Here is a 23,335-nt window from a genome sequence, read left to right on the forward strand (position 1 = left end):
AACCCACCGGCCTTGGAAATCGCGATGCTGTCGACCTTAGTCGATTGCGGCCGTAACCGTGAACTCGACCTTGTACTTCGGCGCAGCGAGCTTGGCTTCGCTGGTGGCGCGAGCCGGCGTGTTTGCCGGATCGACCCAGGCTTCCCAGGCAGCGTTCATTTCCGCGAAGTAGGACATGTCGGAGAGATAGATCAGCGTCTGCAGGATCTTGGACTTGTTCGAGCCGGCAGCGGCGAGCAGGCGATCAACTTCGGCCAGTGCCGACTTGCACTGTTCGGTGACGCTTTCGCCTTCACCGACCTGGCCAGCGAGGTAGACGGTGTTGCCGTGGACGACTGCGCCGCTCATGCGGGCGCCGGCGTCGATGCGCTTGATGCTCATGGTGTTCTCCTGTTTGCGAAACGAAAGACGCCGCTGAGATCAAGCCGCGCCGGACTTGGTTCAGTGACCGACACTAGGCGCGAATATGATGCGTCTTTTGGTAGATCGCGGTGGAGCGGGCGCCGGAGCGGCAGTAGCCGAGCATCGGGCGCGGGAATTCATCGAGCGCGTCGACCATACCGGCAATTGCCTCTTCGGTGACCCCCATGGAGCCGACCGGCACATGCGCGATATCGAGGCCAAGTTCCTTTGCGCGCGCTTCGACCAGGGCATACGGCGTCTGATCCGGGCCCTCATCGTCGGGGCGATGGCAAACGATCGATTTGAAGCCCATGGCCTTGATTTGATCGAGATCCTCGACCGCAATCTGCCCGGAAACCGAATATTCGTCGTCGATCTGGCGAATGTCCATCGCTAATCCTCCTGAAATCGTGGGCTGAATGACTACGCCGCCCCATGCCCAGCGTCAACCGCAGATCACTCAAACGAAGGCGAAGCTGAGCGCATAATTTCGGCTCTCGCCGGGCTTCAGCATGATGAATTCGCCGGCGGTCTCCAACTCAAAACGCGATAGCCAACGATGCGACACCGGCTCGATGCCGAGCACGTCGGCAGGCGCCTTTTGATTGCGCCAGACCTGCAGGTGCGGCAACGTCTCGGCAAGGACACGTACTCTCAGGGCCTTGCCGGCGATCGCGGCAATCGGACCAAGGCGCACCTCGGCAAAACCGCCTTCCGTTGCCGGTGCCTCAACGCAGAAGATACCACCCGGTTCCTCGCCGAAATTCCAGGGAAAGCCGCCGCCGTCGAGCATCTTGCCTTCAAGGCGCGTGCCGGCATCGAACCATTTGCCGCCGATATTCATATGATACATGAGGAAGGCAGGCACGATCTCGTCGCTCGTATTGACGACCTTGTCCTTGAGGCTCACCTCGCCCGTGCCGCCATCGATGAGCCAATGACGCTCGATGCGGGCCGGCAATCCCTCGACCGTCACGACGTCGATATCCGCCCGGCACTCCGCATTCCCATTCTCGAACTTCGTCCAGAGAATTTTGGCTACGTGGCCAGGCGCGGACCCATGCAGCGGATAGACCTTGCCGTCAGCACGGCCCGGAATTGGTTCGCGGTGCCTGATATGGTCCGGCCCGCACGTAAAGAGGAAGCCTTGGACGGAATGCGAGATGCGTGCATCACCATCATCGGGAACCGCCTCCTTGGGAGCGATGTCGACGCCGTTGATGACACATGCGCCGATGTCCATCAATGAGGTTTCGTCGAGCATCAACTTCGGCCCTGCTGCGGCGGCAAACTCGATCATCGTTCAACTTCCTCCCGGTTCTGACCACTTATGCAGCGTTATGTCTCGCGGCCAAATTCGTCAATCGCGACCACGTGCGCAGCGCGCCGGAACCGGTTCGCGCCCCAAATGTTTACGACCAAAGGAAAAATCACGGAGTTTTTATCTTTTGTTCAGCACGATTTCATAAATTCCACACTAGCGTCAAAATTCGCAGGTGTGTGTCGGCCAGTCACTAAAGGGTATGAAGACGTGAATCGCTTTGTAATATCGGGATTATCCGCCGCCGCTGCCCTGCTCGCCATTGCTACCGCAGCGCCCTCTGCCGATGCGCAGCAGTTTTTCAACGGACGCCAGGGCGACGTCGTCTTCGTCGCGCCGAACGGCGATATCCTCGACTATGTCCCATCGGGCGCTGCCTACGCGCGCGACCGAAGGGGCAATCGCGTGCTGGTCGATCCCTATGGCAATGTGATCGCGACTGAAATGCGTGCCCGCGGCTACTACCCACGCCCACCGGTACGCGATGCCTATAATAACGATGTTTATAACGGCGACGATCCCTACGGCGATGCTCGCTATTCCGAGCGCGGCGCCGTGACTGGCTCCATCCCACGCAACGCGCCGATCGACCGCCAGCCGCTCAACGACCAACCCTACCCACAAAGCGACGACTATGCGTCTATCGAGCCTGACCAGCAAACGCCTGATGTGATGCAGCCGAAGCCCTCCCAAGAGCCGGTCATCACGCTGAAGAACAAGTCGAAGTCCGAGATCGTCGCCCTGCAGGTGTTTCTCGACCGCGCTGGTGTGTCGCCGGGCGCGATCGACGGCCACATGGGCGCAAACGTCACCAAGGCGATCTACGCCTACCAGCAGATGACGGGCGAGACGCTCGATCCGAACAACACCGACGCCATTCTCGAGCAGTTGCGCATGTCCGGCGGTCTGCCGCTCGTCGGCTACACCATTACGCCTGCCGACGCTGCCGGTCCGTACGTTGCGGAAATCCCGGAGGACTACGCGCATAAGGCTGCCCTGTCATCACTCGGCTACACCTCGACGACGGAAATGCTCGCGGAGCGTTTCCACATGGACGAAGGCTTCCTGAAGGAAATCAACCCGGGTGTGGATTTCACGGTCCCCGGCACGATCGTAAAGGTCGTCAATCCCGGTGAAGTGAAGGCCGGTTCGGTCGCGCGCATCATTGCCGACAAGGGCCGCAAGCAGGTATTTGCCTATGATAATGCCGGCAATCTGATTGCCGCCTATCCCGCCTCGATTGGCTCCACCGATACGCCCTCGCCCACCGGCACGGTGACCGTCGAGCGCGTCGCATTCAATCCGGGCTACACCTACAATCCGAAGATCAACTTCCAGCAGGGCGCCAACGACAGGATCCTGAACATTCCGCCGGGTCCGAACGGCCCGGTCGGTACGGTCTGGATGGCGCTTTCCAAGCCGACTTACGGCATCCACGGAACGCCAGAGCCATCGAAGATCGGCCGCACCCAGAGCCACGGCTGCATCCGCCTGACAAACTGGGATGCCACCGAACTGGCGAAGATGGTCAAGCCGGGCGTGACAGTCGAATTCGTCGACTGATCCATCCTGCCTGTTCCCAAAAAAATGCGCCTCAGAGGGCGACCTCAGAGGGCGCATTCTTTCTTTTGGTAGTTTCGTCTAGGCCGCTGAGCGGATCAGTGGACCGGTGCTGTGCGTTGGCTCAGCAAGCTTCACCGGCAGCTTGCCCATGATCTCTTCAGCAAAACAGCGAGCGTTCTCACGCGCCTTTTCGAGGTTGCTTACACGAGCCGGATCCAGCGAGTGCAGCGTGCCGCCACAGTCAAAAATATCGCGGAACGCCGAGCGTTCGATGATCGCGGTGTCGAGAACCGGGACCTGGCGCTCACTCAGCAACGACTTGACGAGACAGAGTGCCCGCGTCGTCACCATCGAGTTCACGCGGGTCAGCACGACCGAGTGCCCGATACGAATGCCCGCCTTCTCATCCAGATATTGCAGCAGCTCGAGGACCTGCGCACCACCACGGGCGTCCATGGCGCATCCCTGGATCGGGATCAGCACGTGGTCGGAGAGCCCGATTGCCGTCGCAAGCAGCGGATTGCGCGCTCCCGGAAGGTCGATGATGAAGTAGTCTGTGTTGTGCTTGTTTTCGGCTATGTGCAGCGGCAAGGAAGCCGACGTGACGAAATCGATGACCGAGATATTCGTCACATGCCCGGAGACTTCATGCCATCGCGTGATCCAATGTTGTGGATCGGCGTCGAGGATCGTCACCCGATAGCCCTTCTGGGCAAGCTCGGTGGCGAGAAGAAGTACGGCTGTGGTCTTACCAGCGCCGCCCTTGGTGTTTGCGAAAGTGATGACTGGCATATTCGGTCCTCGAAGGGAGAATGCGAGCCCTCTATGGCTCTGCCGCGCACTCTTGGAAGCATCGTGCGGTTAATGCATCCTTTCTAATTATGGTTAACAACTTCTAAACACGACACCTGAAATTGCGGTCAGCATTTCTTGCACCCGCGAAAAACACCACGATCGCGAACAAGAAAGCCCGGAAAGCCTAGGCTTTCCGGGCTAGCTCAGGTCCGCCGTCTCTATGTTCAGAAGCAATCTTTAAAGAGCACCTTGGTATTTTCGAGCGTCATCTTGACTGGATTGCCGCCAGCGCTTGGATCTTCGATCGCCATCTCCGAAAGTTCGTCGATTCGATCCGGCTTGATTCCCATCGCAGACAGGCTGTCCGGAACGCCGAGCTCCGAGCGAAGCTGCAGCACGTAGCTATAAAAGCCGTCGAAGCCGCCGGAGATGCCGAGATAGGCCGCGGCGCGCGCAATCTTCTCCTCAATCGCCGAACGATTGAAGCGCAACACCGCCGGCATCACGACAGCATTCGTCATGCCGTGATGCGTGTTGTAGACAGCCCCGATCGGATGCGACAGCGCATGGATGGCGCCGAGCCCCTTCTGGAATGCGACTGCGCCCATCGCAGCCGCCGACATCATGTTGACGCGGGCTTCGAGGTCTGTGCCTTCCTTGTAGGCGCGCGGCAGGAACTCCTTGACGAGCCGCATGCCCTCCAGCGCGATGCCGGCCGACATCGGGTGGTAAAAGGGCGAGGAATAGGCTTCCAGGCAGTGCGCGAAGGCATCCATGCCGGTGCCGGCAGTGATGATCTTCGGCATGCCGACCGTCAGTTCCGGATCGGCGATGACGACGCCCGGCAGGAACTTTGGATGGAAGATGATCTTCTTCACATGCGTTTCGGAATTGGTGATGACGCTGGCGCGGCCGACTTCCGAACCGGTGCCGGCCGTCGTCGGGACGGCCACGATCGGAGCGATGCCTTCGACGCTCGCACGCGTCCACCAGTCGCCAATATCCTCGAAGTCCCAGACCGGCAGTGTCTGACCGGCCATGAACGCGACGCACTTGCCGAGGTCAAGGCCCGAGCCTCCACCAAAGGCGACGACGCCGTCATGGCCACCGTCCTTGAACGCCTTGACGCCAGCGTCGAGGTTCTTGTCGTTCGGGTTTGGATCGACATCGGCAAAGATCGCCCGGCCGAGGCCGGCGTCTTCAAGAATGTCGAGCGCGGTCCTGGTGATCGCCATCGAGGCCAGGCCGCGATCGGTGATCAGCAACGGCTTCTTCATCCCGAGGCTCTTGCAAGCGTCCGCCAGTTCCTTGATGCGGCCCCGGCCAAGCTTGAAAGCGGTCGGGTAGCTCCAGTTGGCTGTGATGTTGCTGCTCATGCTGTGACTTTCTTCAGATGGAAGGATTTCGGACGCGTCAGGTTGTGGAAGCCGATGATCGACAGCGAGCCACCTCGGCCGGTTTCCTTGACGCCGGTCCAGCACAGAGCCGGATCGAGATAGTCGGCGCGGTTCATGAAGACGGTGCCGGTCTCGATCTCGCGGCCGAGCCGCCCTGCCCGCTCAGGATCCTTCGTCCAGAGCGAAGCCGTCAGGCCGTACTGGCTGTCGTTCATCAGGGCAACGGCTTCGTCGTCGCTCTTCACCTTCATGATGCCGACGGCAGGACCAAAGGTCTCCTCGCGCATGAAGGCCATCGAATGATCGACATTGACGAGGATCTGCGGTGCCAGATAGGCGCCGCCGTCGTCGGCCGAAAAAAGCTTCGGATCGACCAGTGCCTTGGCGCCCTTGGAAACGGCATCGGCGATCTGCTCGCGCACGACCCTGGCGAAGCGCTTGTTGGCCATCGGGCCAAGCGAGGTTTCAGGATCGAGCGGATTGCCGAGCTTGTAGTTCGAGACCCAGGCGACCGACTTCTCGACAAAGCTGTCATAGAGCGATTCATGCACATAGATACGCTCGATGCCGCAACAGCACTGGCCGGAATTGTAAGTCGCGCCGTCCATCAGCGTGTCGACGGCCGCGTCGAGGTCGGCATCGTCCATGACATAGCCCGGATCCTTGCCGCCGAGCTCAAGCCCGAGCCCTGTGAATGTTCCGGCCGCCGCCCGCTCCATCGAGCGGCCGCCTTCGACCGAACCGGTGAAGTTGACGAAGTTGAAGCTGCCCGCAGCAATCAGCGCCGAGGTCGTTTCGTGATCAAGGAACACGTTCTGGAACACGTCCTCAGGAACGCCGGCCTCGACGAAAGCCTGCACCAGCCGCTCTCCAACCAGCAGCGTCTGTGACGCATGCTTGAGGACGACCGTGTTGCCCGCCATCAGCGCCGGCGCGATGGTGTTGATCGCCGTCATGTAGGGGTAGTTCCATGGCGCCACCACGAATACGACGCCATGCGCCTCGCGCTCGATGCGGCGCTCGAACTTGTCGCTCTCCTCGACAACCAAAGGCGCGAGCGCATCGGCGGCGATCGAAGCGACATAGTTGGAGCGCTCGTTGAAGCCCTTGTACTCGCCGCCGTAGCGGATCGGGCGGCCCATCTGCCAGGCAAGCTCGGGCACGACCACGTCGGACATTTCATTGAGCCGTGCGACACCCTTCAGCACCAGCTGAACGCGCTCCTCCAACGGCCGCTTCGCCCATGCCTTCTGCGCCTTGCGCGCACGCCCCACGGCCTCCTTCGCCGCCTCCAGCGAAAGCGCCGGACGCTCGGCGTAAACCGATCCGTCGACCGGTGAAATGCATTGGATCATTCCCATGATCTTCATCCTATGTTTTCACGTGCCGAAACCGGCAAACCCCAACAATCTCCTCAGGTATGGAGATCATACGACAGGGCGCCGTGCGGCCTTGGCTACGCCTATTATGCTCTTTCGAAACCGCGCGCCACTTCCCAGTCGGTGATGCGACGATCGTATTCTTCCTGCTCCCACTCGGCAGCACGGGTGTAGTGGTCGACGACATCATCGCCGAAAGCATTGCGCAGCATCTTCGATTCCGTCATGGCGACTGTTGCCGCGCGCAGCGTACGCGGGATCTCGCGGACGCTGCGAGCTCCATAGGCGTCGCCGACGAACGGCGCCTCGAGCACCATCTTCTTCTCTATGCCATCGATGCCGGCGGCAAGCAGCGCGGCAAAGGCGAGATAGGGATTGAGGTCGGAGCCGCCGACACGGCACTCGATGCGGATCGCTTTGGTGTCGTCGCCGCAGAGGCGATAGCCGGCGGTGCGGTTGTCCTTGCTCCAGATTGCCTTCGTCGGCGCAAAGGTGCCCGCCATGAAGCGCTTGTACGAGTTGATGTAAGGTGCGAGGAAGTAGGTGATCTCGCTCGCGTGGGCGAGAAGACCGGCCACGTAGTTGTTCATCAGCGGCGACATGCCGTACTTGCCACCCTCATCGTAGAAGAGCGGCGTCTTGCCGTCAGCGCTCCACAGCGACTGATGAATATGCGACGAACTGCCGGCGGCATTGTAGTGCCACTTCGCCAGGAAGGTGATTGCCTTGCCCTTTGACCAGGCGATTTCCTTGCAGCCGTTCTTGATAATCGAGTGGCGATCGGCCATCGTCAGCGCCTCGGCATAGCGGACGTTGATTTCTTCCTGGCCCGCGGACGCCTCGCCCTTGGAATTTTCGACCGGAATGCCGGCGCCGTGAAGGCCGGTGCGGATTGCCCGCATGACCTCTTCTTCCTTGGTCGTCTGGAAGATGTGGTAGTCCTCGTTGTAGGCGCTGGCGAGCTTCAGATTGCGATAGCCGGACGCGTGCGCGGACTCATAGGTCTGGTCGAACAGGAAGAATTCGAGCTCCGAGGCCATGAACGCCTTCATGCCCATGTCTTCCAACCGCTTGACCTGTTTCTTCAGGATCGCGCGCGGTGAGTGCGACACCTCTTCATGCGTGTGGTGGTCGAGGAGATCGCAGAGCACGAGCGCCGTGCCTTCGAGCCACGGAATACGGCGCAGCGTCGAAAGATCAGGCTTCATCGTGTAGTCGCCATAGCCCTTTTCCCAGCTCGTCGCCTTGTAGCCGGAGACGGTTTCCATCTCCATGTCGGTGGCAACGAGATAGTTGCAGCTATGCGTTTCCTTCCATGCGCTTTCGAGGAAGTATTCAGCCTGAAAGCGCTTGCCCATCAAGCGGCCCTGCATGTCCACCTGGCACGCCAGAACCGTGTCGATGCGCCCGTCGGCAACATCCTGCTTGAGATCGTCGAGGGTATAGATGCTCATATTGAATCCGCCTGACCTTGAACTGAAATCGGGGCACCGAAAGAGCATAGAGTGAAGCGGGCCTGCCGCCTTTGATGCCTTTTCGTTGATCCGGGAAGCGGGGCCGCCATCGCGGCCCCGCCGTTGGAGAGGGAAGCCGAAACCTCAGGCTTCGCCGACGGCCTTTTCGGCAGCCGCGATCTCCACCTGACGGCGCGCAACCTCGTCGCCGATCGGCGGGCCTTTGAAGCGGCGGCTTTCGAAGCCGAACCAGACGATGCCGGTAAGGACCAGGAAGCCGACGGTGATGTAAAGCGCCCACTGGTTCGGCGGCTGGATCCCGAGGACGAAGATCAGCATCATCGCAAGGATCGACAGGACCGCGAACAGCTTGAATATGCCTTCGCCGAGGTTCCATGGACCCATCTTGTCCCACTTCGACGTTCCCCACGCGAAGAGACCGAGGGTGATCGGGATCGCGAAGGAGAAGAACAGGAAGATGACCGTGCACGAGACGACGATCGTGTAAACGGGCGTCTCGCCGATCGAAACAAGCGACGAGCCCCAGACGAACAGTACGGAGAGGATCGAACCCGTCCAGATGGCGGCAACCGGCGTGCGGTGCTGCGGGCTGACCTTGGCGAGAGCCTTGGATGCCGGCAGACCGCCGTCACGCGAGAAGGCGAAGATCATGCGGGAGACCGAGGTCACCGTCGCCAGACCGCACAGCCACTGGCTGACGAAGATGGCGAGATAGAGCAGATCCTTGACGGCAGGGTTTACCTGGCTGTCCATGGCCCAGAAGAAGACGTTCCAGCCCTGCTTGGCCGCGTCGTCCATGTTCGGGAGCATCAGCACGAATGCGCAAAGCATGATGTAGCCGAAGAGAGCCGACCAAAGAACGGAGGCAACCATGCCACGCGGAACGGAGTGGGCGGCCTTCACCGTTTCCTCCGAGGTATGCGCCGAAGCGTCATAGCCGGTGATCGTATAGATCGGCAGCAGCAGACCAAGTAGGAATACCCAGGCACCCGAAGTCGACGGCCATACGTTGCCACCCGCTTCGCCGGAATAGTTCGCGAAGGTGAACAGGCGGGCAATGTCGTAGGACGGCGCCGCCAGCAAGCAAACTGCAGCCAGGGCAATTGCCGTTGCGAAGATCAGGTAGCCCGAAAAATCGGTGAGCTTCGCCGTCAGCCCGATCCCCATGTGGTTCACGAGCGCCTGCGCGCCGGTGATAACAACCAGGAACAGGATACGCACGACAGTGGTATCAGTCAGGCCGAAGTAGCTCGTTCCAAACGATCCCATGAAGAAGTAGTAGGTGCCGACGTTGATCGCGCCGAGCACCGTAACGAGGCCGAGGAGGTTGAACCAGGCGGTTAACCAGCCGGTGAAGCGGTTGCCGAGGATCGAACCCCAGTGGTAGAGACCGCCCGCGGTCGGATAGGCCGAGCTGATCTGCGCCATCGCCACAGCGAACACCAGCGAAACGAAGCAACCGAGCGGCCAGCCGATGCCGATGGCCGCACCGCCGGCGCCCGCCGTCGCTTGCGCCAGCGAGTTGATGCCGCCGGAAAGGATGCAGATGATAGAGAATGAGACCGCAAAGTTCGAGAACGAGCTCATTCGCCGTTCCAGCTCCTGGGCATAGCCCATGGAATGCAGGACATGCATATCCTGTTTCTTGTCGTGATCCGTGTAGTCGGACATGACTTCCCCCTGTTTAGCGATCAGCCGCGGGATTGCGGGTGATCATCCAGTGCCAAAGTGCCCGTGACGTTTTCGCCTACGGGCGGACCGCAGTTAGACTGCTCCCCGGGGTCTTTTCTTCGTTGTCAGGCGTCCAGGCTTTGCTGGAGAAGCCCCGTCAGATAGTCGGCCATGACCCCTTGACCGTCTTCGTCTGAGATGAGGTCGTTGCGGACCTCGATCATTACATTGCGGAACCCGTTGGACAGCCCATGCAAGATCAGCGTGTGGGTCACGCCATCCGCAGGGCCATAGGGCTCGTTGCGTTCGATTTTGTAGAGAGGCGAGCCGGTCGATGCGGCGTTCAAAACGCTGTCGGCAAAGCGGCTGTCTTCGTCGTGCAGTATGCCAATTTCCACGGCGCGCGTCCTGTCGTGGTACACCGGAGTGAAGCTGTGGACCGTCGCAATCACCGTCTCCTGCCCCCTCGCCTTGCGATCGCGAATCAGTGCGCGAATGGCGTCGTGGAAAGGAATATACAATGCTTCGGCGCGCGCGAGGCGTTCTTCCGCGCTGAGATCGGCATTGCCGGGAATCTCGTAGATTTCGCTTCTCGCGGGCATCGCCCCCGGAGACTCCGGCGGCCTGTTGCAATCGTAGATCAATCGCGAAAATCGCTGGTAAATGAGCGTGGCATCGAGCGCTTCGGAAATCCCGCGGGCAACTGCCAATGCGCCAGGATCCCATGCGATATGACTTTCCAGGGCCTCAGCGGAGAGACCGAGTGTGCCGTACCGCTCCGGCAGCAATCGGGATGCATGCTCGCAGATCACCAGCAACGGGCTCTTGCCGTCCGGCCGCTCGACCGAAACGCATTCGCCTTCCGCTTCGCTTAGAACCTTGAAATGAGCAGGCACCACAGCCGCATCCCGAGCATTAATAAAGAATGTATAAGAAAAGAATTCTTCAGGTTTCGGCGACTGTCAAGCGCACTCTGAAAATTTCTTTTCATGACAGCAGTTGACATGGATTATGACAGCGTTGTTAACTTTCAGTGGGAAAGTGGCACAAGACCAATCCCGGGGAGCAAGTCGCGTGACCGCTGCGTCGAAGACAGTTTCGGACGTAATCCATTCGCATTTTGGCACGCTCACGCGGGCTGAAAAGCAATTGGCTGAAAGCCTGTTGGACAACTACCCTGTCTCCGGACTGGGGAGCATAACGACGATTGCGGAAAACGCAGGCGTATCGACGCCGACGGTCGTACGCATGGTTCAGAAGCTGGGCTTCAAAGGCTATCCCGACTTCCAGGCGCACCTCCATCAAGAGGTGGAAGCGACGATTTCAAACCCCATCGCCAAGCATGACCGATGGGCCTCCAACGCGCCGGGCACGCACATTCTGAACCGGTTTGCCGACGCAATCATGGGCAACCTGCGCCAGACACTGAGCGCTCTCGACACGGCGACCTTCAACGACGTCGCCTCGCTGTTGTCCGATCGTAAGCGCGGCCTTTACTTTGTCGGCGGGCGCATCACCGGCGCCCTGGCCGAGTACTTTTTCACGCATATGCAGGTCATTCGCCCGAACACCGCGCTGTTGTCGTCGAATTCGAGCAGCTGGCCGCAATATGTTCTCAATATGAATCCCGGCGACCTCCTGGTGATTTTCGATATCCGCCGCTACGAGCAGGAAATGGTTAGCCTTGCGACCGCTGCCCGCAAGAGCGGCGCCGAGATTGTCGTCTTCACCGATCAATGGGTCTCGCCGGCCGCCAAGCTCGCGCGTCATACCTTTCGCGTGCAGATCGAGGCGCCGTCGGCCTGGGACTCTTCCGTCGTCACTCTCTTCATCGTCGAAGCGCTGATCGAGGCCGTCCAGAGCTCGACGTGGGACGAGACGAAAGAACGCATGAAAACCTTGGAGGGTCTGTTCGAACAAACCAGGCTCTTCCGCAAACTCGGCTAGGAGGAAAAATACAACAGAGAGATGACGCAAGTCGTGCATGCAAGCAACGTGTCGTAAATAAAACATCGCGGCCAACTGTCTGCTATACAAAGAAAAAATAACGTCGTCGAGCTGTCACGAAAGCTTCACGTAACGTCAGTAACAGCATCGTCAGACACTGAACCCTGAAGGAGAACAACAGTGATCTCTAATATCTCGAAAATGCTTTCGCTTTCTACTGCTATTGTTGTTGCTTCGACGGCAATTGCAGCTGCCGAACCAAGCGCTGAACTTATCGCCGCTGCCAAGAAGGAAGGCACGCTGACGACGATCGCGCTTCCACACGACTGGTGCGGCTACGGCGACGTCATTGCCGGTTTCAAGGCCAAGTACGGCCTCGAAGTCAACGAACTGAACCCGGATGCAGGTTCGGGCGACGAAATCGAAGCCATCAAGGCCAACAAGGGCAACAGCGGCCCGCAGGCGCCCGACGTGATCGACGTTGGTCTCTCCTTCGGTCCGTCGGCAAAGGCCGAAGGCCTGATCCAGCCCTACAAGGTTTCGACCTGGGATTCCATTCCTGACAGCGCCAAGGATGCCGATGGCTTCTGGTACGGCGATTACTACGGCGTTCTCTCCTTCGTCGTGAACACCGATATCGTCAAGGAAGTTCCGAAGGACTGGGCCGACCTGAAGAAGTCGGACTACGCCAACAGCATCGCTCTCGCTGGCGACCCGCGCGCTTCCAACCAGGCTGTTCAGGCTGTCTACGCTGCCGGCGTCGCTGCTGGTGAAAAGGATGCGACCAAGGCTGGTGAAGCCGGTCTCGCTTACTTTGCCGAACTCAACAAGGCCGGCAATCTCGTTCCTGTCATCGGCAAGTCCGCCTCGCTCGCTCAGGGCTCGACCCCGATCGTCGTCGCTTGGGACTACAACGGCTTGTCCTGGCGCGATACGCTGAAGGGCAACCCGCCGGCTGACGTCGTCGTTCCGGCATCGGGCGTTGTCGCTGGCGTTTACGTCCAGGCGATCTCCGCCTTTGCTCCGCATCCGAACGCTGCCAAGCTCTGGATGGAATACCTCTATTCGGACGAAGGTCAGCTTGGCTGGCTGAAGGGCTATTGCCACCCGATCCGCTTCAACGATCTGGCGAAGAACAAGAAGGTCCCGCAGGCACTTCTCGACAAGCTGCCGCCGGCCGCTGCGTATGAAAAGGCCGTATTCCCGACCCTCGACGAGCAGGCTGCTGGCAAGACCGCCATCACCACCAAGTGGGACAGCGTCGTCGGCGCCAACGTCAAGTAATCTCTGACGCAGGACCTCTCCGCCCGCGTGGCGGAGAGGTTTCGTTCTTCATTGCCCCGATAAGGCTGTCGTCTATGACCACTGTTTCAACATCCGCGGCCCCGGCCACGCCCATGATAAACCGCGACAGGATCGTAGACTGGCTCGGCATCGCGCCGTTCATGATCTTCGCTGCGATGTTCCTTATCATACCGACGCTTTATCTGGTCGCAGGTGCATTTCTGACGCCGGAAGGCGACCTGACCCTCAAGAACATTGCCGACCTGTTCACGCCGTCGATTCTCAGCGCCTACTGGATCAGTATCAAGGTGTCCGTGGCATCTGCCCTCGGTGGCGCACTGATCGGCTTCTTCCTCGCCTGGGCAGTCGTGCTCGGCGGCCTGCCGAACTGGATTCGTTCGGGCCTGCTGACCTTCTCCGGTGTTGCCTCCAATTTCGCAGGCGTACCGCTTGCCTTCGCCTTCCTCGCCACCCTCGGACGCACCGGCCTCGTGACCGTTTTGATGCGCGACTGGTTTGGCTTCAATCTCTATTCCACCGGTTTCAACCTGCTGAGCTTCTTCGGGCTCACCATCACCTACATGTACTTCCAGATCCCGCTGATGGTCCTGATCCTGACGCCGGCGCTCGACGGCATGAAGAAGGAGTGGAAGGAAGCCGCGCTGATCCTCGGCGCCACCAATGGCCAGTATTGGCGCATGGTCGCCTTCCCGATCCTCTGGCCCAGCCTGATGGGCACGACGCTGCTCCTCTTTGCGAACGCCTTCGGCGCCATTGCCACTGCCTACGCGCTGACCGGCAGCTCCCTCAACATCGTGCCGATCCTGCTCTATGCGCAGATCCGCGGCGACGTGCTTCACAACGCCAACCTCGGCTACGCGCTGGCGCTTGGTATGATCGTCATCACCGGCCTGTCCAACCTTGTTTACATCCTGCTGCGCATGCGCGCTGAACGGTGGCAAAAATGAAGACATCACGCCTTGGAGCCTGGATATCCATCGCATTCGGCGCGATCTACTTCGTCCTGCCGCTCATCGCCACAATCGAATTTTCGCTGCGTATGCGCCGTGGCGCCTACAGTTTTGATGCCTACGCCTCGGTTTTTTCCGAAGCGCAGTTCCGCGAGACCTTCGGTTATTCGATGCTGATGGCGCTGCTGACGATCGTCTTCGGTATGCTGCTTGTTGTGCCGACAGCCTATTGGGTGCGCCTGCGCTTGCCGCAGATCCGCCCGATCGTCGAGTTCATCACGCTGCTGCCGCTCGTCATCCCGGCAATCGTGATCGTCTTCGGCTACCTCAGAATGTACAACTCATCGTCGATCCTGCCGCTGACGGGCTCGACGACGGGCACGAACATCCTGCTGGTCCTCTCCTACATGACGCTCTCGCTGCCATACATGTACCGCGCCGTCGACACCGCCATGCGGGCAATCGACGTCCGCACCCTGACGGAAGCGGCCGAAAGCCTCGGCGCAAGCTGGACGACGATCTTGTTCAAGTGCATTTTCCCGAACGTCATGAGCGGCGTGCTTTCCGGCGCCTTCATCACGCTTGCGATCGTTATGGGCGAATTCACCATGGCCGCGCTGCTCAACCGTCCGGCCTTTGGCCCCTACCTGCAGCTGGTGGGCGCCAACCGCGCCTACGAGCCGTCGGCACTGGCCGTCATTGCCTTCTCGATCACCTGGCTCAGCATGGGCCTGCTGCAACTCGTCTCCCGCTTCCACAAAGCCGCCCCGGCTAAGTCGTAAGGTATCTGGTTTCATGGCTTTTCTCGAACTCGCAAACCTCAAGAAATCCTTCGGCAACACGCAGGTCGTGCATGACTTCAACATGCAGATAGAGAAGGGTGAATTCATTTCCTTCCTTGGCCCCTCAGGCTGCGGCAAGACGACCGTCCTGCGCATGATCGCCGGCTTCGAAACGCCTTCCGCCGGTCGCATCGCCATCGGCGGCAAGGAGCAGAACAGCCTGAAGCCCAACAAGCGCAATATCGGCATGGTTTTTCAGGCTTATGCGCTGTTTCCCAACATGACCGTTCACGACAACGTCGCCTTTGGCCTGAAGGTCGCCGGTGCGCAGCCGACGGAGATCGATCAGCGCGTCAAGGAAATGCTCGCGCTGATCAAGCTCGACCATCTTGCCGACCGCTATCCCTATCAGCTCTCCGGCGGCCAGCAGCAGCGCGTGGCGCTTGCCCGTGCGCTTGCAGTACGCCCGCAGGTACTGCTGCTCGATGAGCCGCTGTCTGCCCTCGACGCCAAAATCCGCGTGTCGCTGCGCGAGGAAATCCGCGCGATCCAGCAGACGCTCGGTATCACCACCGTCTTCGTGACGCACGACCAGGAAGAAGCCCTTTCAATCTCCGACCGCATCGTCGTGATGAACGCCGGCCGCGCCGATCAGATCGGCACGCCGTTCGAAATCTACAACACCCCGGCGACCCGCTTCGTCGCCTCCTTCGTCGGCACACTCAACATGATCGAAGCGAAGGTCGTCGATCCCGCTGCCAACCGTATCCAGATCGGCGACCAGGGCGTGACGCTGAAGCAATCGGTTGCCGCCTTCAAAGCGGGCGATACTGTCTCGCTGGCGCTGCGTCCGGAAGCCGGATCGCTGACCGAAGGCACGCCAAGCGACACGAAACTGACGGGGCAGGTCGTATCGGCCCACTTCCTTGGCTCGGTCATCCGCACGCGTATGAACGTCGGCGGCAACGTCATTTCATTCGACATGTTCAACAGCCCCGGCGTGACCCCGCCGGCCGCCGGCGAGACCGTCACGCTCCGCTTCATGGCGGCTGACCTTCTCGTCATCCGCGACTGACCGCCAAAGCGCTCCCTTTGCGGCTTTGCCACACCCGCTTCCGCATTTCCGGCGCTGTATTGCGCGGCGCCGGAAATTGCTTGAAATGGCGACCTTGATGCGCAACGACGGCTGAAACGTTTTTGTTAGGCAAGATCAGCATCATGTCCCCTACCACGACCGCCACAGCGCCCCGCCGCCTCACTTCGCAGGACTTCCGCACACTTGGCCTCTCGGCCCTCGGAGGTGCGCTTGAGTTCTACGACTTCATCATCTTCGTCTTCTTTGCGGCGGTCATCGGCAAGCTGTTCTTTCCGGCCGACATGCCGGAATGGCTCGTGACGATCCAGACCTTCGGGATCTTTGCCGCCGGCTACCTCGTGCGCCCACTCGGCGGCATCATCCTGGCGCATTTCGGCGATCTTTTCGGCCGCAAGCGTGTCTTCGCCTTCTCGATCCTGCTGATGGCGCTTTCGACGCTCGGCATGGCGGCGATGCCGACCTATGCCACGATCGGGGTTGCCGCTCCGGTTCTGCTGGTGCTCATGCGCATCCTGCAGGGTGCGGCAATCGGCGGCGAAGTGCCTGGCGCCTGGACCTTCGTGGCGGAGCACGTCCCCTTCCGTCGCGTCGGCTTTGCCTGCGGCTTCCTCTGCTCCGGCCTGACGCTCGGCATCCTGCTCGGATCATTCATCGCAACGATCATCAACTCCGTCTTCACGCCGGCGGACGTCGAAGCCTATGCCTGGCGCATCCCATTCTTCCTCGGCGGCATCTTCGGCCTCGTTGCCGTCTATCTGCGCCGCTGGCTGCAGGAAACTCCTGTCTTCTCGGAGATGAAACAGGCCCGCTCGCTCGCTCCCGAGTTGCCGTTGAAGGCGGTGCTGCGCGACTATCCGCGCGGCGTGATCATCTCGATGCTGCTGGCCTGGATCCTGTCGGCCGGCATCGTCGTGACAACACTCATGACGGCGACCTTGCTGCAGAAACTTTACGGCTACACTGCGCAGCAATCGCTTGCAGCCACCAGCTTCGGCACCCTCTTCCTGATCGTCGGCACCGCCGCCGCCGGCGCGATCGTCGACCGGGTTGGCTCAGGCCGCTTCTTCGTTGTGTCGAGCATCTTCTTCGGCGCAGCGACCTTCGCCTTCTATACCTACGCGGCCGTTTCACTGACCGTCCTCTTCGTACTCTACGCGATTATGGGACTCTCGGTCGGCATGGTGGGCGCCGTGCCTTACGTTATGGTCCGCGCCTTCCCGGCTCGTGTCCGCTTCAGCGGCCTCTCCTTCTCCTACAACGTCTCCTACGCCATCTTCGGCGGCCTGACGCCTCTGGCGGTGGCATCGCTGCTGCCGCTGAACCCGATGGCGCATGCCTACTACCTTCTCTTCATCGCAGTGTTGGCATTCGTCCTCGGCCTCTATCTGATTGCCAAAGGCGACAGCATCGAATCCGAAGTCGGTATCGAAGAGCCAACGGATCGCCTTGCCGCCTAGCTTAAATACAAGCCTTCGTCCGCGCGGCTAACCCTCGCGGCGTTTTCCCTAAGACGAGATTCTCAATGATTACTTGCTATTTGCGTTATACAATCGACCCACACAAGATGGTCGAATTCGAGCAGTATGCTCGCCTCTGGATCCCGATCGTCAATCGGATGGGCGGCACACATCACGGCTATTTCCTACCATCCGAGGGCGCCAACAACATTGCCATCGCGCTGTTTTCCTTCCCGAGCCTTGCGGCTTACGAGGACTACCGTACCCGCATGGCAAGTGATCCGGAATGCCAGGCCGCGTTCGACCTTGATAAGCGTAACCGCAGCATCATCAGCTACGAGCGCAGTTTCATGCGGCCCGTGCTTGGCTGATCGGTAGAAATGGAAAGCCCCGCTCAATGGCGGGGCTTATGTTTTGTGGCGGGCGTCTAGCGGATTGCCTGGTCATCTGCATCGAAGCGATGCATGTGGCCCGTATCCGGCGTCGCATAGACGATGTCATCCGGCTCGTACTTGTGCTCGCCGAAAAGGCGCGCAGTGATAAGGCCACACTGCTCGGATTCCAGATAGATGATGGTATCCGCCCCAAGATGCTCGACGTGGACGACTTTCGCCCGCCAAGTGCCCTGCTCGCGCGAAAGGGCCAGATGCTCCGGGCGGACGCCGACGGTCTTTGCGCCGGCATCGGCGACCTTGTCGCCCGGAATGAAGTTCATCATCGGCGAACCGATGAAGCCCGCGACGAAGACGTTTGCGGGGCGGTTGTAGAGCTCCATCGGTGAGCCGACTTGCTCGATCGCACCGGCATTCAACACCACGATCTTGTCGGCAAGCGTCATCGCCTCGACCTGGTCGTGGGTGACGTAGATCATCGTTGCCTTGAGGCTGCGGTGAAGGCGCGCGATCTCGAGACGAGTCTGAACACGAAGCGCAGCATCGAGGTTTGACAGTGGCTCGTCGAAGAGAAAGAGCGCCGGCTCGCGCACGATCGCACGGCCAATAGCGACGCGCTGGCGCTGACCACCGGAAAGCTCTGCCGGGCGCCGCGCGAGGTAGGGTTCCAGCGACAGCATCGAGGATGCCTTGCTCACCCGCTTGTCGATCTCGTCCTTTTGCGTGCCGGCCTGCTTGAGGCCGAGGCCCATGTTGTCCTTGACCGTCAGGTGCGGATAGAGCGCGTAGGACTGGAACACCATCGCGATGCCGCGCTTGGCGGGAGGCGTCAGCGTCTCATCCTTGCCGTTGATGAGAACGGCGCCCGAGGTGACATCCTCCAACCCCGCAATGCTGCGCAGAAGCGTCGATTTCCCGCAGCCCGAAGGCCCGACGAAAATGACGAACTCGCCGTCCTTGACCTCCAGGTCTATACCCTTCAGCACCTCGTGGATGCCGTAGGTCTTGCGGATGGATTTGAGTTGAAGCGATCCCACTAGTCGTATTCCTTACAGTTTGACCGGCTCTTGGAGCTTGACGGCTTGGCCGGTACGCACGCTTTCGTCGGCGGCGAGGCAGATGCGCAACGACGCGACGGCGTCTGCCATGTGACGGTTAAGGTCGATGTCCTCGCGAATAGCCTTCAGCATGAAGGCCTGCTCGCGGTCGCAGAGTTCCTGATGGCCAGGTTCTCCCGCCATCGTCATGTCCTGGTCCGGCCTGGTGAACTTGCCGTCGGGTCCCGTGTCTGCCGTGTGCAGACGAATGACCGAGGTCTTGGTGTGAGCGTCGATGTCGTCAGACTTGGCGTTCGGGTCCATGACGATCGAGACGGACCCCTTCGGCGAGATGATGTCCTTCACGAAGAACGCCGTTTCCGAGATCATGGGGCCCCAGCCAGCCTCGTACCAGCCGACGGAACCATCCTCGAAAAGCACCTGAAGCTGGCCGTAATTGCACATATCGGGCGCGATTTCGTCCGAAAGGCGCAGTCCCATGCCGCGCACTTCCAGCGGCCTGGCGTCGGTGATCTGGCACATGACGTCCACATAATGCACGCCGCAATCGACGATCGGCGACGTCGTCTGCATCAGTGACTTATGGGTCTCCCAGGTCGGACCGCTGGACTGCTGATTGAGATTCATGCGGAAGACATACGGCCCGCCGAGCTTGCGCGCCTCCTCGATCAGCCGCATCCAGGACGGATGGTGGCGAAGGATATAGCCGATCACCAGCTTCCGCCCGGCCTTCTTTGCCGCCGCCACGACGCGCTCCGCATCGGCAACCGTTGTCGCCAGCGGTTTCTCGACGAAGACGTCGCAACCGGCTTCGAAAGCCGCGACGGCATAGTCGGCGTGAGTGTCCGAATAGGTGCAGACGGCGCAGAGATCGGGCTTCAGCTTAATAAGCGCCGCCTCGAAATCCGAATGGATCTTGTAGCCCCGCAGTTCCTCCGGCAGATCAGGCGTCGAGCGATTGACCAACCCGACAATCTCGAAGCCGGGATTGTTGTGATAGGCCAGCGCATGGCTACGTCCCATGTTGCCGAGGCCGGCGACCAGAACGCGGATTGGCTTGTCGGACGCACTCACTTGACCGCTCCCGAGGTAATGCCGCGGATCAACTGCCGCGAGAAGATGACATAGAGGACGAGGATCGGCAGGATCGCCAGCGACAACGCGGCAAGCACGGCGTTCCAATTGGTCACGAACTGCCCGATGAAGATCTGCGAGCCGAGAGTAACGGTCTTCGTTGCTTCGGATGGCGCCAGGATCAGCGGGAACCAGAGATCGTTCCATATCGGGATCATCGTGAAGACGGCAACCGTCGCCATGGCCGGGCGCACCAACGGCAGCACCAGCCGGAAGAAGATCGAATACTCCGAGAGCCCGTCGATGCGACCGGCGTTCTTCAGGTCATCGGAAACCGTGCGCATGAACTCCGACAGGATGAAGATCGCAAGCGGAATGCCCTGAGCCGTATAGACGAGGATCAGCGCTGTCAGCGTGTTGACGAGGCCCGCTGCCACCATCCCCTGCAGGATGGCGACCGTGCCGAGGCGAATCGGGATCATGATGCCGATCGCCATGTAGAGACCGGTCAGCGTGTTGCCCTTGAACTTGTACTCCGAGAGCGCAAAGGCGGCCATCGCGCCGAACAACAGCACGAAGAAGATCGAAACGACCGTGACGATGAAGCTGTTCTGGAAATAGGCGGCGAAGTCCCCCTGCCCCAGCACGGTCTGATAGCCGACAAGGCTGAAGGTCGAGGGTGTCGGGACCTGCATTGGCGAACGGAAGATCGCGTTGCGGTCCTTGAACGAGTTGATGATCGTCAAAAACACCGGGAAAATGGCAACCAACGTATAGCCGATCAGTGCCAGGTGAACGAGGCCGGTGCGGATGGGGGATGTGCGTGCTCTGTTGGACATGACACACTCCTCAGAACTGGTACCGGCGCATGCGCCGCTGGATGGCAAAAAGATAGAACGACACGCCGGCGAGTATGATCAGGAACATGACCGTCGCGATCGTGGCGCCCATCGAGCGGTCGCCGAGCTGCAGCTGGAACCCGAAGAAAGTGCGGTAGAGCAGCGTACCCAGAATGTCCGTCGACATGTCAGGCCCGGCAAGCGCACCCTGCACTGTATAAATCAGGTCGAACGCATTGAAATTGCCCACAAAAGTCAGGATCGAAATGATACCGATCGCGGGAAGGATCAAGGGCAGCTTGATCTTCCAGAATTGCGCCCAGCCGGTGATGCCGTCGCACTCGGCGGCCTCGATCACCTCCTCCGGGATGCTGAGTAGCGCAGCATAGATCAGCATCATCGGAATGCCGATATATTGCCAGTTGGAGATCAGCGACACGGCGACGAGCGCCGGCCCGGACTGCCCGAGCCATGGGGCAAAGAACGACTTCATGCCGACGAGGCTCATCAGCCACGGAGCAACGCCCCAGATCGGCGACAGGATGAGCTTCCAGATGAAACCGACGATCACGAAGGAAAGTAGCGTCGGCAGGAACATGGCCGTGCGGTAGAACGCCACGAAGCGAAGTCGTGGCGTCGAAAGCAGCGCCGCCAACGCGACACCGATCGGGTTTTGCACGCACATATGAATGACGAAGAAAATGAAGTTGTTGACCAGCGCGTTCCAGAAATCGTGCGCCCAGCGCGCATCGCCCAACAACACCTTGTAGTTCGCGAGCCCGACGAAGGCAGGCGCGCCATCGACGGTGTTGTAGAACGAAAGCCTGAGCGTTTCGATCAGCGGCAGGACCATGATCGCCGAGTAGACGACAAATGCCGGGAAAAGAAAGACGCCGATGTGCCAACGCACGGGGCGCCTGATGGGAACGACATCGATAGCGGATTCGGCTTCGCTCATGGCTTTTGCCTGTTCTTCTTGGCTGCACCGGTGGTGCAGCGCGTCTGACACAGCGGGCAGAACGCCCTTCCCACCAATCGTCTCCCCGTCTCTTCGGGTTTCGAAGGCGGCGGGGAGAGGAAAAGCGGACACGAAATGGCTTAAGGCCGAATGAGGGACGACGTCACGCCGTCCCTCACCTTTCATCACTTGGCGGGCTTGTACCAGCCGTCGAGGCCCTTCTGGAGCTTCTCGGCAGCAACCTGCGGCGTGTCGGTACCGTTGACGACGTTAGCCGATTCGACCCAGGTCTCGTTTTCGAGGTTCGGCGTGCCGCGCGACAGGACCTGGTAGGTAGAGCGGATGGTCGACTTGTACGGGCCACGCCAGGAAACGAATTCCTGAGCGAGCGGATCGGTCATCTTCACCGGGTTGGAGTTCAGGCTGAAGAAGCCCGGCAGCGAGTTCGCGTAGATGTCGGCGAATTCGCTTGAGGCAACCCAGCTCAGGAACTTCTTGGCTTCTTCGGGATGCGTGCTCTTGGCGTTCAGGCCGACGCCGATATCCGGATGGTCGGAGATGTAGCCGGTGTCACCAGCCTTGGGAACCGGCGGCGGGAAGGCGCCCATCTTGAACTGAGCCTGGCTGTTGAACAGCGAGATTTCCCAGGAACCGGCCGGGTAGATGGCGGCACGGCCGAGCGTGAAGAGGTTCTGGCTGTCCGAGTAGGTCTGAGCTTCGAAGCCGTCGCCGAGGTATGGCTTCCACTTGGCAAGCTCTTCGTACGGCTTGACCCAGTCGGCGTCCGTCAGCTTCTGCTTGCCGGAAATCAGCGCAAGGCGGCCGTCCTCGCCCTTCCAGTAGTTCGGGCCGATATTCTGGTAGCCCATGGTTGCCGCTTCCCAGAGGTCCTTCGTGCCCATGGCGAGCGGAATGTACGTACCGTCGGCCTTGATCTTGTCCAGCGCTGCATAGAACTCGTCCTGCGTCTTTGGAACAGCGATGCCGAGCTTGTCGAAGGCATCCTTGTTGTAGATGAAGCCATGGATGACCGAGGCCATCGGCACGCAGAAGGTGGTCTTGCCGTCATCAGTTGTCCAGGCGGCCTTGGCGACGGGCGAGAAGTTCTCCATGCCCGGCAGGCTCGTCAGATCGGTGAGCTGCTTCTTGTCGAAGAGTCCGAGCGAGGGGTCGAACGGCCGGCAGGTGATGATGTCGCCGGCGGAGCCGGCATCGAGTTTGGCGTTCAGCGAGGCGTTGTATTCGGTCGGCGCCGTCGGCGAGAAAACGAGCTTGATGCCCGGGTTCTTGGCTTCGAAGGCCGGGATGATCTTCTCCTGCCAGATCTGCAGGTCGTCGTTCCGCCAACTTTCAATCGTCAGCGTGACGTCGGCGGCATGAGCAAAGCCTACGGATGTCAGCAGGCTGGAGGCCAGCAGGAAGCCTTTCAGTGCAGTGTTCTTCATTTCCCTCTCCTGTTTTGAGCGCCGATGGG

22 protein-coding genes are annotated in these 23,335 nt (G+C 60.2%); 8 read left to right on the top strand and 14 right to left on the bottom strand.

Features of this window, described 5'->3' with window-relative positions; genetic code table 11:
- Positions 1-36: 36 nt before the first annotated feature.
- The 3 genes from LPU83_RS51995 to LPU83_RS52005 form a co-directional block, all read right to left on the bottom strand.
- Positions 37-381, bottom strand: coding sequence for a RidA family protein (locus LPU83_RS51995; RefSeq protein ID WP_024313650.1), 345 nt, complete (start codon positions 379-381; stop codon positions 37-39).
- Positions 382-454: 73 nt separating this feature from the next.
- The gene (locus LPU83_RS52000; RefSeq protein WP_024313651.1) at positions 455-793 is read right to left on the bottom strand and encodes a protein tyrosine phosphatase family protein; all 339 of its coding nucleotides are present in this window, start codon (positions 791-793) and stop codon (positions 455-457) included.
- A 69-nt stretch (positions 794-862) separates the two neighbouring features.
- A complete protein-coding gene (locus LPU83_RS52005) occupies positions 863-1,702 on the bottom strand; it encodes a DUF4432 family protein (RefSeq protein ID WP_024313652.1) in 840 nt (279 codons plus the stop codon).
- Between the two features lie 231 nt (positions 1,703-1,933).
- Here LPU83_RS52005 and LPU83_RS52010 point away from each other — a divergent pair, with 231 nt between their 5' ends.
- Positions 1,934-3,286, top strand: coding sequence for a L,D-transpeptidase family protein (locus LPU83_RS52010; protein WP_024313653.1), 1,353 nt, complete (start codon positions 1,934-1,936; stop codon positions 3,284-3,286).
- Between the two features lie 78 nt (positions 3,287-3,364).
- On the opposite strand, the gene LPU83_RS52015 is transcribed toward LPU83_RS52010, so the two are convergent.
- The 6 genes from LPU83_RS52015 to LPU83_RS52040 form a co-directional block, all read right to left on the bottom strand.
- Complete coding sequence (locus LPU83_RS52015) at positions 3,365-4,078, bottom strand: ParA family protein (protein WP_024313654.1); 714 nt, start codon at positions 4,076-4,078, stop codon at positions 3,365-3,367.
- 227 nt (positions 4,079-4,305) lie between these two features.
- Positions 4,306-5,457: an iron-containing alcohol dehydrogenase gene (locus tag LPU83_RS52020; RefSeq protein WP_024313655.1), complete on the bottom strand. Its 1,152-nt coding sequence runs from the start codon at positions 5,455-5,457 to the stop codon at positions 4,306-4,308.
- Positions 5,454-6,839 carry an aldehyde dehydrogenase family protein gene (locus tag LPU83_RS52025; protein ID WP_024313656.1) on the bottom strand — a complete coding sequence of 462 codons (1,386 nt, stop codon included), beginning with the start codon at positions 6,837-6,839 and terminating at the stop codon, positions 5,454-5,456. The genes LPU83_RS52020 and LPU83_RS52025 overlap by 4 nt, the downstream gene beginning before the upstream one ends.
- Before the next feature lie 104 nt (positions 6,840-6,943).
- Positions 6,944-8,311: a glutamine synthetase family protein gene (locus tag LPU83_RS52030; protein ID WP_024313657.1), complete on the bottom strand. Its 1,368-nt coding sequence runs from the start codon at positions 8,309-8,311 to the stop codon at positions 6,944-6,946.
- Positions 8,312-8,455: 144 nt separating this feature from the next.
- On the bottom strand, positions 8,456-10,003 hold the full coding sequence (locus LPU83_RS52035) for an amino acid permease (RefSeq protein ID WP_024313658.1): 1,548 nt from the start codon (positions 10,001-10,003) through the stop codon (positions 8,456-8,458).
- Positions 10,004-10,128: 125 nt separating this feature from the next.
- Positions 10,129-10,902 carry an N-formylglutamate amidohydrolase gene (locus LPU83_RS52040; protein ID WP_024313659.1) on the bottom strand — a complete coding sequence of 258 codons (774 nt, stop codon included), beginning with the start codon at positions 10,900-10,902 and terminating at the stop codon, positions 10,129-10,131.
- A 175-nt stretch (positions 10,903-11,077) separates the two neighbouring features.
- On the opposite strand from LPU83_RS52040, the gene LPU83_RS52045 reads away from it, so the two are divergent.
- From LPU83_RS52045 to LPU83_RS52075, 7 genes are all read left to right on the top strand, one after another.
- Positions 11,078-11,950, top strand: a complete 873-nt coding sequence (locus LPU83_RS52045) for a MurR/RpiR family transcriptional regulator (protein ID WP_024313660.1) — start codon at positions 11,078-11,080, stop codon at positions 11,948-11,950.
- A gap of 201 nt (positions 11,951-12,151) precedes the next feature.
- Positions 12,152-13,234 carry an ABC transporter substrate-binding protein gene (locus LPU83_RS52050; RefSeq protein ID WP_210363622.1) on the top strand — a complete coding sequence of 361 codons (1,083 nt, stop codon included), beginning with the start codon at positions 12,152-12,154 and terminating at the stop codon, positions 13,232-13,234.
- A 74-nt stretch (positions 13,235-13,308) separates the two neighbouring features.
- On the top strand, positions 13,309-14,202 hold the full coding sequence (locus tag LPU83_RS52055) for an ABC transporter permease (RefSeq protein ID WP_024313662.1): 894 nt from the start codon (positions 13,309-13,311) through the stop codon (positions 14,200-14,202).
- Positions 14,199-14,987 (top strand): ABC transporter permease, encoded by a 789-nt coding sequence (locus LPU83_RS52060; RefSeq protein ID WP_024313663.1) that lies wholly within the window; start codon positions 14,199-14,201, stop codon positions 14,985-14,987. Before LPU83_RS52055 ends, LPU83_RS52060 begins: the two co-directional genes overlap by 4 nt.
- A 13-nt stretch (positions 14,988-15,000) precedes the next feature.
- Complete coding sequence (locus LPU83_RS52065; protein WP_024313664.1) at positions 15,001-16,062, top strand: ABC transporter ATP-binding protein; 1,062 nt, start codon at positions 15,001-15,003, stop codon at positions 16,060-16,062.
- 143 nt (positions 16,063-16,205) lie between these two features.
- Entirely contained in the window at positions 16,206-17,540 is a 1,335-nt protein-coding gene (locus tag LPU83_RS52070) for an MFS transporter (protein ID WP_024313665.1), read from the top strand.
- A gap of 65 nt (positions 17,541-17,605) precedes the next feature.
- The gene (locus LPU83_RS52075) at positions 17,606-17,911 is read left to right on the top strand and encodes an NIPSNAP family protein (RefSeq protein ID WP_024313666.1); all 306 of its coding nucleotides are present in this window, start codon (positions 17,606-17,608) and stop codon (positions 17,909-17,911) included.
- A 56-nt stretch (positions 17,912-17,967) separates the two neighbouring features.
- On the opposite strand, the gene LPU83_RS52080 is transcribed toward LPU83_RS52075, so the two are convergent.
- The 5 genes from LPU83_RS52080 to LPU83_RS52100 all read right to left on the bottom strand — a co-directional run bounded on the left by LPU83_RS52080 (position 17,968) and on the right by LPU83_RS52100 (position 23,306).
- Positions 17,968-18,969: an ABC transporter ATP-binding protein gene (locus tag LPU83_RS52080; protein WP_024313667.1), complete on the bottom strand. Its 1,002-nt coding sequence runs from the start codon at positions 18,967-18,969 to the stop codon at positions 17,968-17,970.
- Positions 18,970-18,981: 12 nt separating this feature from the next.
- Positions 18,982-20,064: a Gfo/Idh/MocA family protein gene (locus LPU83_RS52085; protein ID WP_024313668.1), complete on the bottom strand. Its 1,083-nt coding sequence runs from the start codon at positions 20,062-20,064 to the stop codon at positions 18,982-18,984.
- Positions 20,061-20,903, bottom strand: a complete 843-nt coding sequence (locus LPU83_RS52090; RefSeq protein WP_024313669.1) for a carbohydrate ABC transporter permease — start codon at positions 20,901-20,903, stop codon at positions 20,061-20,063. The genes LPU83_RS52085 and LPU83_RS52090 overlap by 4 nt, the downstream gene beginning before the upstream one ends.
- A 10-nt stretch (positions 20,904-20,913) precedes the next feature.
- Positions 20,914-21,861 carry a carbohydrate ABC transporter permease gene (locus tag LPU83_RS52095; protein WP_024313670.1) on the bottom strand — a complete coding sequence of 316 codons (948 nt, stop codon included), beginning with the start codon at positions 21,859-21,861 and terminating at the stop codon, positions 20,914-20,916.
- Positions 21,862-22,046: 185 nt separating this feature from the next.
- Positions 22,047-23,306: an ABC transporter substrate-binding protein gene (locus LPU83_RS52100; RefSeq protein WP_024313671.1), complete on the bottom strand. Its 1,260-nt coding sequence runs from the start codon at positions 23,304-23,306 to the stop codon at positions 22,047-22,049.
- Positions 23,307-23,335: the final 29 nt, after the last annotated feature.

The organism is Rhizobium favelukesii, from assembly GCF_000577275.2.
Taxonomy (GTDB): domain Bacteria; phylum Pseudomonadota; class Alphaproteobacteria; order Rhizobiales; family Rhizobiaceae; genus Rhizobium; species Rhizobium favelukesii.